This window comes from Psychrobacter fjordensis, from assembly GCF_904845995.1.
GTDB classification, from domain to species: domain Bacteria; phylum Pseudomonadota; class Gammaproteobacteria; order Pseudomonadales; family Moraxellaceae; genus Psychrobacter; species Psychrobacter fjordensis.
Map to the genome: position 1 here is coordinate 376,104 of NZ_CAJGYP010000001.1, position 14,454 is coordinate 390,557.

Genomic DNA, 14,454 nt, shown 5'->3' on the forward strand with positions numbered 1-14,454 from the left:
ATTTAGTCAGCCGTCTCTTCTATTTCAACTGTTACGCTTGAACTACCCCATAACTCATTGATGATGTTACCTTGTTTATCGACGTGCATCGTATGACTGTTAACCTCATCAGACTGACATGAAATAGGATTTTCATTATCGTCAAAACAGTTATCAACTTGAATAGTACCTTCTTTAAAAGGCGGAAATATTTGGTCAAACTGATAAGGGAATACCAGCTCCCCTTGTTGATTGGCGAAACCCCATTTATTGTTATTCTTAATACCTATCATACCTTCAGAGACTCTAGTCACGTTTTCATAATCTGTAGCTAGTACGATACCACCCTGCCTATTGATTAGGCCAAATTTCATTTTAGAGACATCTCTATCTGATAGGTTATTGATATAAAATTCGTCATTGTCCCAATCACTTGATATTGAATACTCTGTCCCTTCATATATCTTTTTATCAAGTTTGGTACTGCTCTCGACTATTTTTGGATGCGCTCTAGCTACTATTGCATAACCATCTTCAAAGCTACTAATAGCGTCATACTCAAAAGGCACAATTTGGTTTTCTTGAAAGTCAATAACTCCCCATTTGCCGTTCAACCTAACAGGAGCAAGCCCTTCTTCGAAAGGTCTAGCGTCTTCATAATGCAAAGATATAACTTCCTCTCCTATAGTATTAATATAGCCCCATGATTTTGATTCATCTTTTTGAGAGAACTGCTGCTTTTGATTATTACCAACCATCCCCAGCCCTTCCGAAAAATCATAAGCCTCATCGTAATCAACCATCATCAATGAATCAGACCTATCTAAATAGCCCCATTTACCATCAAGTTTTACACGGGTAGGTCCTTCCAAAGAGTTTGCGATATAATCAAATTTTAGCGGCGTTATTAGGTTATTTATGCCATGTATGCCATATTTACCATTTTTAGAAACTTTAAAAGTATTTTCACTGATAATTTCTACATCATCGAACTCAGTAGGGACTATAATATTACCTCTTTTATCTATTGCGCCTACTTTTCCATTTTTGGTAATGGATAGCCAGTTCTCGTTAGTCCAGCGATTATCTGAATAAAAGCCATTAACCATTGTAAATTCGAACTCAACGGGTTGTATCATATTGCCCTGATAGTCATAAATACCTACTTTGTCGTTATTAGACACGAATAAAATATCATTTGCTCGACGAATATCATCAAATTGCGCTGGTATGATAATCTTACCTGCCTGATTTATAGCACCTTGTTTACCATCTAACTCAAAGATGGCGATAACATTTTCATTGAGTAGTGGATAACCAAAGCCATGCACTATGCTATCGAACTGAGGTTGGATAACGACCTCACCACTGGTGTTTATATATCCCCATTTATCATCTTGCTGAAATTGTGCTAACCCTACTGGGGTAAAATTCCATGCTTCTTGAAAATCAAATTCGGCTATTTTATGATTTGCCGTATTGATTAGCACCCACTTATCCGCTTTTTTTACCAGCGCTCTACTTTGGATGAACTCTACTGGTGAATCATATTCAAACGGAATTGCCGCAACGCCCTGTCGGTTGACAGCGCCGTATTTCTCTGTTGAGATCTGCTGCGCAGGGGCAAGCTCATTACTAAACGAGCATAGCCAGTTAAAGCCAATATCTGCAGGTAGCTCATATCCCTGGTTTAACTCACAATCAAATTTTGCATGAGCTTGGGACAGGCTTATTAATAGCGTGATAGCAAGACAGCTTTTGATAACTTGATTAAAAAAAGAAAAGTGCGTAAAAGAGAGCGACATAGTTTTTATGTTCCGTTACGATTTTTAGTAGCGTTCATTCATTGGTTAAAATTGAAATAATCGAGGTTATACAATGTATTAACAATACACTGTTGACTCAATCTGATTTATCTTTCCCCCGCCGACAACGCTCAGAATAATAAATCACCTGCTCCCAATCCTTTTCCCACTTCTTACGCCACGTAAACGGGCGCTGGCAGACGGGGCAGGTTTTTTGCGGTAGGTTTACCTTTTTATGTGCCATGACTTACTTTTACATTCTTCACTTACAAACCTTTAACCCTTGCTCAAAGCACTTGCTATATTTTTCTGCCATTTTAATCCGCAACTGGGTATTAGGATGGCTCGACAAGAAATCGGACAACTTCTCGTCTTCAACCTCTCCAACTTTTTCATTATCGATTTCATCTTCATCTTCATGCTGATGCGTAGTGTCATCGACGTCTTTTGTATCAGTTACTGTCGTCGAATAATCTTCCATGCGGCTCAGGATATCTACAAAAGCTTGCGGATTAACATCAATCTCAAGCATCTTGTTAAAAGCAAACTCATCTGCTTCAGTTTCGTACTGACGTGAATAATGGCTTGATACCAATGCAGTTCCTAGCCCTGTAGCAACTTCACTGATGCCATCTGGGTTGCCTAATACCAGTATGACAATCATAGTCGTTAATGAGTTTTGAGTGAGCATCTCTAAGCCATGACGCTCTACAACATGGCCCATCTCGTGCAATAGCACAGCATCTATCTCATCATCATTTTTACTTAACTCTATAAATTTATCTGTCAGAACAATATCACCTGATGGCAATGCAAAAGCATTTGGCAAACTCAATCCATTGATCTTCATATCCCTAAAATGGATCTGATAATGAATTCTATCGTCACCACCAAAGCGTTTAAGGCGTGTTTCAAATCGTGATTGAATATCCTGCTGTTCAGTGTCACTTATTTTAGTGGGCTGTAAAAAATAACCATCTGCAAACTTTAATGACTGTTTACCAATAAAGTCGCCTGTTGCTTGTGGCAAGGCATGTGCGACCGTTTGACTCGTCCAAGGAATGCCCCATTTAATAAAACTAAATACAAAAACAATCGTTAAGACCAACATCGTTAATACGCTAGTCATTTTTGTTTCATGGCGATGTAAGCGTAAACTCCATTTTGAACCTGTACTACTACCTTGACTGCTATTTATGAAGTTATCAATAGCATCATTATCGTGAGTCGTAAATAGTGATCCATCAGCGAGTGTAAGTTTACGCTCAGTACTTCCTAGTCGATCACTGATCGCAACTTGCGACCACTGACCATCAATATTCTGGCTACTATCCAAGCTATCACTGGTCTCATCAGATACAATATTTACCTCATATCTCGTCTCAGCGAGCATGAGTTGCGCGGTATATTGAACCGAGCTGTCTTTGGGATACCATTTGCCTGATATTAAATTTACCATTAAGTTTCTCACTGTATCCACTAGAGTCTGGCTTAGATTGCAATATCTATATCGATATCTAAAACATCGCCAATCTCTTCACCGATAGCAGACTGCTCTTTCTCTTTTTGGGTCAAATAACTATTGATATCTATATCTGAGGCTTCTATCCAAGAGTTATCAGCGATATAACGAGCCACACGGACTTTTGCCCAAGGTAATGCTAAGCCAGCAGTAAATAGAACCAAGAGCATATTTGTCACTAAGATATAAAAATAGCGTTTAGCACCAACGGTTGACCTAAAAGTAATGGCTTTATCTAACGTGGTATTTTCGAATATATACTGGCGTTGACGGCTAAATGAATAGGCAGTAGCGAACAAGAACGTAGCAATAAAGCCAAAATATACGACCAAAAAACCAACAACAAATAATGGACTTGCCTCTGCGCTTTCAATGTCATTGGAAATACTGCCAAGATTAAATCCACCTGACATAGTAGCTGCGAATACTAAGCCTGAGAGTATTGAGAGGATAATCAAACAGCCAATAATGATGAGTATTTTCTTAAGTTGAATTTTTATAAATTTTGAAGTATTGATGTTGATGAAAAAATCACCTTGACCAAATTTTGTCTGACCAATCTGATATTCAGCTGCTTTTTTAGTAAAGAGTCCTATGACAAAAATACCTATCGCTATCGCTGCGATTAGACCTACTAAAAATAGCATGAAGGCAAAGATTACGTTAAAACCTTCATCTAGTTTTGACATTGGAAATAGGCTAACAAAGACAGGCAATGCAATTGCTAAATAACCCAATATGGGTATAAGCATATAAATAATATAGGCGGGTTTTAGATTACCCTTGAAACTGAAACGCACGTTGCTAAAGCTGGTCATGCGCATGTTAAACTTTAGGCTGCGCATGATAATCCAAGGGATAAAAGCAAATAAAACAACGGGTAAAATGAGGCCAATAGTAGGCAGGATAGAGCCTACAACCTGTAAAGCAAATAATATAAACACACCGATTAAATAGCCCAGAAATAATTGCTTTCCTGTTGCATGGTAATCGAAGTATCGATTTGCATATTCAGTGTTCGCATAAAAATATCGACGCGTACGTACTTTTGCCCATGGGTAATAAATCCCTATGGTGACAATGCACAATAAAACGTTAACAATCCATATTTTGAAATACTCTGTTCCGTCACCTTTAAATTGTATTTGTTTCATCCTATCCTTAGAGCCTTATAAAATTTCGGTTAATGTTTATTTTAAATGAGTTAAATTAAATGCATTTTTGCAATTTTAATAAAAAACGGAAAATTTAAAAAAATCATTATAGATTATAAGCTTGGTGACTTCGAGGATTTTATAAAACTTTGTTGATTAAAACATTCAGTGTGAGGTTGCTTTTAAAGGAAGGATAATGAAATAAATTTAATTCACTATGTCAAATTTATAAAATAAGATTGATTATGCTAGGCTGTGTCTTCAACTCACTCGATAATCATCTGAATAGACTAAGACGTTTTGATCAAAAACTGGCAGTTATTTCTTGTCTTTTGTCTGGCTTTAGGACGTTGAGTCAATTGACTTTGTCTTTATCTTTCCCTCGCCGACACCGCTCAGAACAATAAATCACCTGCTCCCAATCTTTCTCCCACTTCTTGCGCCACGTAAATGGGCGTTGGCAGACGGGGCAGGTTTTTTGCGGTAAATTTACTTTTTTATGTGCCATCGTCTGCTCCTTTGTTCCTATATAGCCCTATTTCATTATTAACGACTACTTATCTTCTTTTTGATGATCCAACCCTTCATACTTTTTAACGCGTCGACATTGGTCAGAGCAATAGACCATGCTCTCCCAGTTTTTATCCAACTTTTTAGTCCAGCTAAACTCGCGCTCGCAGACAGGGCAAAGTTTTTTGCGGACGTTCTTCTTTTTGTGCGCCATAATTTTCTCATTGGTTTGATATAGTCGATTCACTACCTTCGGATACGGTGTCAGTCTTGCTTAACTTGCTGTTTATAGCAACTTTACTCGCTGTCATTGTATCCAAAGTAGCTGTTGCCGACTATATTACCACTGTCTCTTAATCATAAGCCCTATTTATAGGTGCTATTCATAAGTGCTGTTCATAAGTGCAAGTCATCAGCATTGCTCATAAGCGTTAATAATCAATCATTAGTTGTTAATCGTCAGCTATTAATCCGTAGTGATTAATCATAATCGTCAAATATTTTATTTAGGCGATTGAGACTATTAACGATTAGCTTGCCAGATTGATCGGTACTGCTATCAATCGCTAGCTTCTCATCCATCCGCATTGTCAGTGGCTCTAGCGCTTGCTTGAGGGCAGTTGCCATCAGTGCCGTTTGCTGATGAATATCAGGGATATCGCTATCGGCTGTTTGATTATCATTATTGCTAACCAAGCTATCCGCCATTTTTTGCGCCAGTTGTTCAACGGCATCGACCAGCTGCACCATCAGTGCTTTTTGCACGTCTTGGTTTTGCTTGAGATACTCGCCTTCTGCCTTTCCAGCATTGTGATCGTGCTTATATATTTGCAGCAATTGGCTCACGCTTTTTTCAAAGCCATTATCGATACTGTCGCTGACGACTTTGGCATTGTTAATGACGCTATCGGCGAGGATTTTCTGTGCTTCTAATTGGGCGTTTAACTGGGCATCGAGTTGCGCTTGTTGTCCTGCTTCTCGTAAGCGTGCGATTTGCTCTGGGTCGTTTTTCGTTAAGTATGTCTCAAACTGGCTACTGATGGCATTGAAACCACTGGCCAAGTCGACCAACTGGGCGACGATACGCGCGCCCGTATCGCCATCTTCACCGCCCATGGCTTTGTTACGTAGGAAGTCGGCTTTGATTTGCGCCCAACGCTCTGTTTCTGCTTCGGTCAAGACACCACGCATCTCACCAAGCTTGAGCAAGTTGCTCTCTGCGCCTTGGGTCAATAGCTGCGACTCGCCCAGATAATGATCGTCTATCAGCTGGTTCAGCTCGCTTTCATTCATGACCGCCGATAGCTTTTCGGTCATCTTATTCATATTACGATAACTGCCTTGCAGCTTAAATATCGGCTCAACACGATACTTATCATCTTGCGAAGCGGAGGCAATATAGGCTTGGTTGACATCTAGAATGACTTCTTGCACCCTAAACATATGACGCAAGATGGCGATAATCTCATTAACTTCTGAAGTGCTATACGGATACGTCAGATCGCTGCTTTCTGCTTGAGCAAGATTCGCATTGTCCGTTTTCGCCATTTTAATCAAACGATGGACATCGCTTAAGTCACGGTTGGCCATTGGTGCGAGGACGGTATTAGAGGTCAGCGAGTTTTCGATATAACTGAGTGCAAACACCTCTTCCATGCCGCTCATGATATCGCCTAAGTTATAGATATCGGCACGGTTGGCGAGCATGTCAGGGACTTTAAAAGCTTCACCACTTTCGGTATATGGGTTACCTGCCATGACCACGCAGAACTTTTTGCCACGCATGTCATAGGTCTTAGTCTTGCCTTGCCAGACACCATCGATACGGCGTGTGCCATCGCCCAATGAGATAAACTTCTGTAAAAATTCCGCATGCGTATGCTGAATATCATCAAGATACAGCATGACGTTGTTGCCCATCTCAAAGGCCAAATTGATTTTATTCAACTCTTCTCGCGCAGTGGCATTGGGCGCTTTTTCGGGATCTAATGAGGTGACGTCATGACCGAGTGACGGACAGTTAATCTTCATAAAGATAAGGCCAAGACGATTTGCCACGTATTCCATCAAGGTGGTTTTACCATAACCTGGTGGCGATATCATCATGAGGATACCCATCAAATCGGTACGCTTATCCTCGCCGACCGTGCCCATCTGTTTGGCAAGATTGTCACCGATAAGTGGCAGATAGCTCTCGTTAATCAGACGGTTACGCACAAATGAAGACAATGGACGCGGCATAAACTCGTCCAGTCGCAACGTCTCTTTTGAGTCATGCAATATCTCTGAGCGCATGGCCAAATAACGTCTATAGGCAGGGATAACTTGAGTATCATGATGATGCAAACGATTTAAGAAATCATCGACGGCAAAGGTTAACGTCTGCTGATGAATACGTATATGCTCACCTAGCAAATTATTGACTTGTATCTCAAGCGATACCTTACCCGTGCTACGGTCAAAGCTTTGCACTTGATTGAGCGGATTATTAATACTGGTCAATGATGTAGTCGATGAAACTGGCGACGAGATGATTGAAGAAAATGACAAGGCCGATGGTGTGCCACTTGCGCCTGTACTGTTTAAACCTTGATTGCCCAATCCTTTAGCACTTAGCCCTTTATTAAAAGCCCCTTTATTAAAAGTAGCACCTGAATCAATCAGTCGTTGCACCAAAGCTTCACGCTGAGCATCATTTAATTGAGTAAGTAAGACAGCAATGGCTTCGGGTACATAATGACGGCCACTTTCTAAGTGCTGCTTGCGTAGCGCATTTTGTGTTTCAGTCTCGGCAAGCTGCTCTTCACTGAGTGCCTCGCCTGCCTCATCCGTGCCATCAGTCGCTACGTTAACCGATTCTGTCCCACCATAAGTCTTATCAAGTAGTGCATGGAACCATGTGGCTAGTAGCTCATAGGCTGATTTGGGTTGGAAGCCAAGCTTACTGATAGAAGACTGTAGTTGGTCAAAACTGGCCGTATTTTGCGTGCTGCCTGAGGTACTATTTAGCGTTTGGCTTAGCTGCTCACACAACTGCTGTGCTTGTTGGCTGGTTTGCCAGTTTATTGTGTTATGTGCGCCTGCATTCGATTCAGCCGACTGCCCCATGACGCTCACCAAATATTCACAAGCAAGCTGAACGTAGCTTGATTTGAAGATGTTAGCGCCTTTATCAACGCTACCATCTTTATCAGCGCTAAGACTGTCATCATTATGAGCCATAACAAAATGACGCATCACTTGGCTCATGTCCTCGACCAATAGAGACTTCGCAGTGTCGCTGCCCAATGCACGGCGCAATTGCTCAGCGGTAGCGGCTCTATCCGTCCAGTTATTTGCACGTGTCAGCACTGATTCATTTAGCCAAGCGTCATAACCAAATTGACGTAAACTGTCTAAACCAAGCGCTTGTACGATATTCAGCTGCCAATAAAACAACTGTGCCAAGGCACGTACTTGCGGGGTATAAATCAGTAGCCCTGCTTCACGCAATGTTGGCAGGATTTGCATCAGTAATAGCGTGGCATCATGGTCATGAATGCCTTTGTCATAGCCAAGCTGATAGCGAGGGGTGGCATAAGCTTTGACCAACTTGGACAATGGACTGTCGTTATCAATGTCGCCATTAATGTCTAGAGTAATAACAGTTGCATCGTATGCTTGATATAGACGTTCTTCGGTTAGGCCATCTTGACTGCTCTTGGCACTTTCGATAATGCTATAGGCCAAGTACTCGGCGCGGTATACCTTGTCAGACTCGGAGGCAATATTCATATCCCAATACGGGCGCAAGGCGTTCAGCTCAGCATTATTAAGCACTTCATAATAATCTGTACCTGTTAGATGCAAATTCAGCACACGCTTGCCATCTGACTGCTGACGACTCAACAAGGTCAAATCAAGCGGCTGAGTATTGACTGAAAAACGATGCTTACCCAGTTTGATGATTTGACCACCATCTTCAAACAAGTCCGACTTGTCTTTTAGACTCTTGTAGCTCTCGATTTGAATGGCTTTTAGACGGGCGTCGATGTCATCTGCTTTGACGCTAAAGCCCATCGCTTGCAGCTCTTTTGCGATGTTACGGACTTTTTGCACCAGACCATCAGCAGCAAAGTAGGTATTGAGCGATTCCTCTTCTGTAAATCCCGTGACACCTGTGCTTTGCGTGCGTTTTTTAATACTCTCAAGCATCCGCAGCGCACCATCACCTAAGTTTTGTGCTTTACGGTTGCGAGCATCGAGCAATTGCTGCTTATGGTTTTCAAAGGTCTCGTAAATTTCTTCACGCTTACTGATGATATCGGCTAAAAACTGATCGCCACTATTGGTCTCTGGATCAGCGAATTGGCTCTCTAACTCTTCTAGCTGTACCAATAACTTTGCCATTTGCTCATCTGATTTCTCAGGGGTATTGGCAATGGATAAGGCATTGGCAATGGATTGACCAAACAGCTTAAACTGCGCACCAAATTGCGCGACGGCCTCCGCTGAGCCTAGATTTTTGCGTTTATGATTGAGCTTGGCTTTGCTCTGGTTCAGGCTGGCATAAATGGTCGATATGTCATCGATGATTTGCGTACGCACGGTGGCATCGGCCACATCTAATGTTCCTAGCAACTCGGTTAATAAATCTAACCCTTGCGCGGTCTCATCAATTTTTTCCAGTACAGGTTTTAGCTCAGCATTGGTTTCTGCGGTGTTTAAGCGCTCACTGACATCGACCAATATGCCTTCGTAGCTTGATAGTGCCTCTTCACCACTTAAAAACAGCACCGTTTTTTCGGCAAGCTCGCTTTCTGTCTCTTCTAGCTGCGTCTGTAATGCTTGTAGCTTATCGGCATCTAGATAACGCAAATCTTCCAAGCTGACCAAGCGGCCTTTTTGGCGTCTTAATGCTGACAACTGATCGACATAATCACTGGCCGACTCAAAACTAGTGACCCGTATCTGCCGCAAAATCTCACTTTGCTGCGTATCGGCATCGGCTAACGCAGTTTGGGTTTGCTTTTGGATACTTTGTACTTTGGCGAACTCATCAATCACCAGCTCAGCCGTTGCCGTCACTTCTTTAATGCTACTGGCGACTTCGCTTAGCTCAGGCTCAGACAACCAGTAATAGCTGTCAAAGAGTCGGCTGGTATTATTGGTAAGCTCTTCATAGAGCTTCTGTGACACGCTTTGATTATCAATCAGGCGAGTAATGCTATACAGGTCTGAGATACCACGCACCAGCTCTTTATTACCGATTTTGCCATAGAAGCTCGTGCTCTCTGGCAGTTCACTCACATACTCGTGTGAAGCATAAGGCGTGTGCCATATTTGCATGGGGTGAATACGAGATGGCTCGCTTTGGTCACTAAACAGCACCAAACGGCCATTCTCAGCCAAAGCCATACCGTTACAATAGATAGGATTTGCCAATTGCTTTTTAATCAAATTATACGGAAACAGCCCCGTGACGCCCAAGTCTCGGTCGTAAAATAAGAATAAAACATCTTCCCCATTCGGCGATACAATTTTACGCTTAAACCGTAAGTCAGTAGCGCCAACGTTATTGGCCTCGAACAGCTTATATTCACCTGTCTGTAGATAATAACCACCCGGAAACATGATGCCGTGGTCTTCTGGTAGCTGAACACACGACTGTCCAATCGCATCCAAACGCAGCACCGCTTCGGTCAAGGTGTTATAAACGAAATAACGGTAGTCTTCTTCACGATAGGGCAATATTTTGAGCAGTATTAGACTGCCGACTTTGGCATAAGCAATCTCAGCATCCGTCAGCGACTGGGTACGGTCATTGACCGGTTCACTATAAATACCTTGCCCTGACTGCGTATTGTCCTCAATTTTTATGGTCAAATCACCACCGACCGTTTCTACAAATATCGTGTCTAAGATATTCATATGGGGATATTTGCCATTCACCATTTGATCGCGTGTGGTCTCAATCCAGTCAAAATCATAAGCAGGCGGCAGTTCAATATCACGCTCGCCTCGATTGTCCACATAAGCAACTTGTGCAGACTCTGGCGTACCTTGGCTAAAATCTAACGCGAAACGGAATACTCGAATATCAGTGATGCGTTCGCCAATCTGAAACGCTAACAGCAACTTGCTGTCTTTCACCGTTATTTGAATCAGCCGCGTTTGCTTGTAATATCGATACAGCTCATTGAAGTCTTGGACAAAAGCGTCTTGAGCCAAAAACGTCCCTTTTAAGTCAACCTCTTCGAGCTGATACTCTTCTTCATTACCAGCTGGCTCGTTCAGGCGATATAACGACAATACGTCCTTGATATTGCTCGCGCGTTTGAGCCCCATAAAAACGTTGTAGCCAAACAGCAAATAATCGCCGACCTGCACCATATCTTGTGCCACACAGTTGTATTCAGTACGAATACGGGTACGGGCGATGACTTGCATTTGAGTGCTGCCAAACTCTTCGAGACGCGCATTATTTAGCGTCTGCGTCTGCGTCTCTAAACGACCGCCTTGTTCCGTCAGACGTTTTTTGATGAGCTCATAAGCATTGCCTGAAGCAACTGCCTGATCGGTTTGGTTGGCTTGATTAGCGTTATCGTTGCTGTCTGAATTTGTTGAGTTTTGCGTGTCCGCCATCGTTGCTCGTCCGTTTCTGTTTTTACGTAATATAGTCAATCCTTTATAAAAGAGCTACAGCGTTAACCTCGCTTGAAGTATCACAGTTACATCTGCACTCGGTTGCCTTGTATCTCTTTTAAACTGAATCCACTATAAGAGAATTTTGGGCAATAAAGAATCATTGAAAGTAAAGAAGCACTTGGCTAATCTAAAAAAACGAGTGGTCACTGCTATTTTTTTAGATTAGCCAACTCATCATGATTCGTCATTCTGAATCACCATGAGTTAGCCAAAAAAATCTGCCGCCTACACGACAGATTTTGTATTTCAGAGAATATTACTTATTCATACTGTTAGATAAAAACTTGCTTACTAGGGCGTGTCCTCATTTTAAAAATGGTGATAAAAATGAGATAAATTGCCGTCAAACAAGGAAAATAGTGCAGATAATATCGAGATATTGACCAACTATTTGACGATGTTTGGCAAAATTTAGATGTTTTTAGCCCATTTAGAGGACACTCGTTTGAATAGAGGACACGCCCTAATATTTGCTCATTAAGGCTAGGCATTTAGACCCTATTAATAAGTCGTTTTATCATCATTTTGCTGGTTTGATTTCATGGCTTGACTGGCCATCACACCGTTGATGATACCGCTCAATGTGTCTGACTTACCCGCTAGGCCATCGATGGCTTTACCGATCGACAGTGACTTGGCAAAGTTATCAAAGAAATGCGCTTCGCCGCCAACAATATCGATTTTGGCTTTCTGTAACGCAACTGCCAATACTTCAGCATTTTCTTTCGCAATCTCTTTACCAGCGTCAATCGATGCCAATGCTTCTTGCAAGGCTGTCTCAAGGCTCATGCGGAACTCTTCGTGCTCACGTGCTTCTTTGCTCATGCTACCCATGGCATTGAATTTCTCGACCAGACCATCTGCTTCGGCTTGGAAATGTGCGCGAGTAACTTCGGCTTTTGCCAATCCAACTTCGCGTTCTGCTTTGGCATTTGACTCACCGCGAGCCGCGATGACTTGAGCCTCTGCCATACCTTTTTCACGCTCAGCTCTGGCGGTAGATTCACCGCGAGCGGCGATAATTTCTGCATCGACCATACCGATATCACGTTCAGCTTTTGCCTTGGATTCGCCACGAGCGGCGATAACCTCAGCATCTGCCATGCCTTTTTCACGATCTGATTGCGCTTCAGCTTGTCCAGTTGCTTTAATAACATTGGCTTTCGCAATGCCTTCTTTTTCCAAAGAAGCCGCTTTGACTTCTTGAATAGCCGCTTCAGCGAAGCCATGTGCTGACTCTTCGGCTTTGGTACCTTCGGCCATTTTAATTTTGGCTTCTGAATCTTTGGCAGATGCTTCAAGATTAGCGGCAGCCAATGTGGTGATTTCGACGGCTTTATGCTTGGCAGATAGCTCTTCGGCTTCGGCTTTTTTCACCTGACGTACTTTGATTTCTTCCGCATCGGCTTCTGCTGCTAGGACGCGTGTTTGCTTAGAACGCTCCGCTTCGCTAATTTCGCGGACTTCTTTGATACGCTCTTCTTCTTGCGCGACCGTTTTATCTACCGCGATACGTTCACGAATGACATTGGCGATTTCTTTTTTCTCAAGCTCAATCGCGCGTTCAGCTTCGATACGTTGTAAGTCAACTTCACGCTCACGAGAGACAATTTCTAAATCACGGGCACGCGTCACTTTTTCTTCTTCGATGACGACTGCACGCAGACGATTTTGACCTGCCACTTCGATTTCACGCTGCTGATTCTCACGCTGAATGGCCAAATCCTGCTCAACTGAGATAACAGCCGTTTCAGACTTTTTACGCTCTTCTTCTTCAATCTTGCGAGTTTCAGCGGTTTCGCGTGCAATTACAGAAGATATTTCACGTTGCTGTTTGGCTTCGGCATCGGCTTGCTGACGCTCTAGCTCTAGCATCGCCTCTCTGGTTTCGACATTCTTTTTCTTAACAGCCAGCTCTTCATCACGCTCAAGCTCATTGGTGATGACGTTCTGAAAGGCCGTTAATTGAGTAATCTTTTTGATACCTTCAGCATCTAAGATATTACTTGAATCTAATGACGCTTTTGGCGTTTGCTCTAAATAATCAATCGCCACATCTTCCAAGACATAGCCATTCAGATCGTTACCAATTTCTTGGACGATACTGTCGCGAAATTCGCTGCGGTTTTCAAACAGTTTGACGAAATCAATCTGCTTACCAACTGTTTTTAAGGCTTCTGAGAACTTAGCATTAAACAGCTCGTTGACAGCGACTTTATCTGACGCACGCTCTACCCCAACCGATTTGGCAACTTTTAGCACATCCTCTTCGGTTTCATTGACGCGTAAATAAAATGCCACGGTGATATCAGCACGCATGTTGTCTGCGCAAATCAAACCTTCTTTACCGCGTCTGTCCACTTCTAATGTGATAAGCGAGATTCTCATCAACTCTTTTTTGTTGATGACTGGCCAAACAAAACCACCATCAAAACGTACGGCAATTTTACTCACACCGTTAATAATGAGTGCTTTGCCCTGCTCGACCTTAAAATAAAAAGCCTTGAGCATCAGTAGTGCGACCATCATAAAAACAAACGCCAGCACTACAACCACGCCGACGATAATGAGTGTGTCCATATCCATTCCTTTAATTAAAACATTCCATAATCAATTCTATATAAATCAGATAAGCTATCAGGCCTGTTAAATTTACTGTTTATAGCACCTTTTATAGCACGTGCGCTTTATAGCCCTATCACGCACCATTCTTATATCTGCATTATTCTGAATCGACTATAACCAAATTTAAAACCGTTTAAATCATTGCTAAAAAATATTATGCCTAAACCAGAGA

8 protein-coding genes are annotated in these 14,454 nt (G+C 42.3%); all 8 read right to left on the minus strand.

Annotation, left to right across the window (positions count from 1 at the left end; translation table 11 throughout):
* Nucleotides 1-2: 2 nt before the first annotated feature.
* Complete coding sequence (locus tag JMW61_RS01640) at nt 3-1,784, minus strand: WG repeat-containing protein (protein WP_201548857.1); 1,782 nt, start codon at nt 1,782-1,784, stop codon at nt 3-5.
* Nucleotides 1,785-1,881: 97 nt separating this feature from the next.
* Complete coding sequence (locus JMW61_RS01645; RefSeq protein ID WP_201548859.1) at nt 1,882-2,028, minus strand: DUF2256 domain-containing protein; 147 nt, start codon at nt 2,026-2,028, stop codon at nt 1,882-1,884.
* Nucleotides 2,029-2,046: 18 nt separating this feature from the next.
* Complete coding sequence (locus tag JMW61_RS01650; RefSeq protein WP_201548861.1) at nt 2,047-3,243, minus strand: M48 family metallopeptidase; 1,197 nt, start codon at nt 3,241-3,243, stop codon at nt 2,047-2,049.
* Between the two features lie 32 nt (nt 3,244-3,275).
* Entirely contained in the window at nt 3,276-4,460 is a 1,185-nt protein-coding gene (locus JMW61_RS01655) for a YjgN family protein (RefSeq protein WP_110923889.1), read from the minus strand.
* A gap of 355 nt (nt 4,461-4,815) precedes the next feature.
* Entirely contained in the window at nt 4,816-4,968 is a 153-nt protein-coding gene (locus JMW61_RS01660) for a DUF2256 domain-containing protein (protein WP_201548863.1), read from the minus strand.
* A gap of 45 nt (nt 4,969-5,013) precedes the next feature.
* On the minus strand, nt 5,014-5,184 hold the full coding sequence (locus tag JMW61_RS01665) for a DUF2256 domain-containing protein (RefSeq protein ID WP_010196547.1): 171 nt from the start codon (nt 5,182-5,184) through the stop codon (nt 5,014-5,016).
* A 266-nt stretch (nt 5,185-5,450) separates the two neighbouring features.
* Nucleotides 5,451-11,594, minus strand: a complete 6,144-nt coding sequence (locus JMW61_RS01670) for a DNA repair ATPase (RefSeq protein WP_201548865.1) — start codon at nt 11,592-11,594, stop codon at nt 5,451-5,453.
* A 564-nt stretch (nt 11,595-12,158) separates the two neighbouring features.
* Entirely contained in the window at nt 12,159-14,237 is a 2,079-nt protein-coding gene (locus JMW61_RS01675) for a flotillin family protein (RefSeq protein ID WP_201548867.1), read from the minus strand.
* Nucleotides 14,238-14,454: the final 217 nt, after the last annotated feature.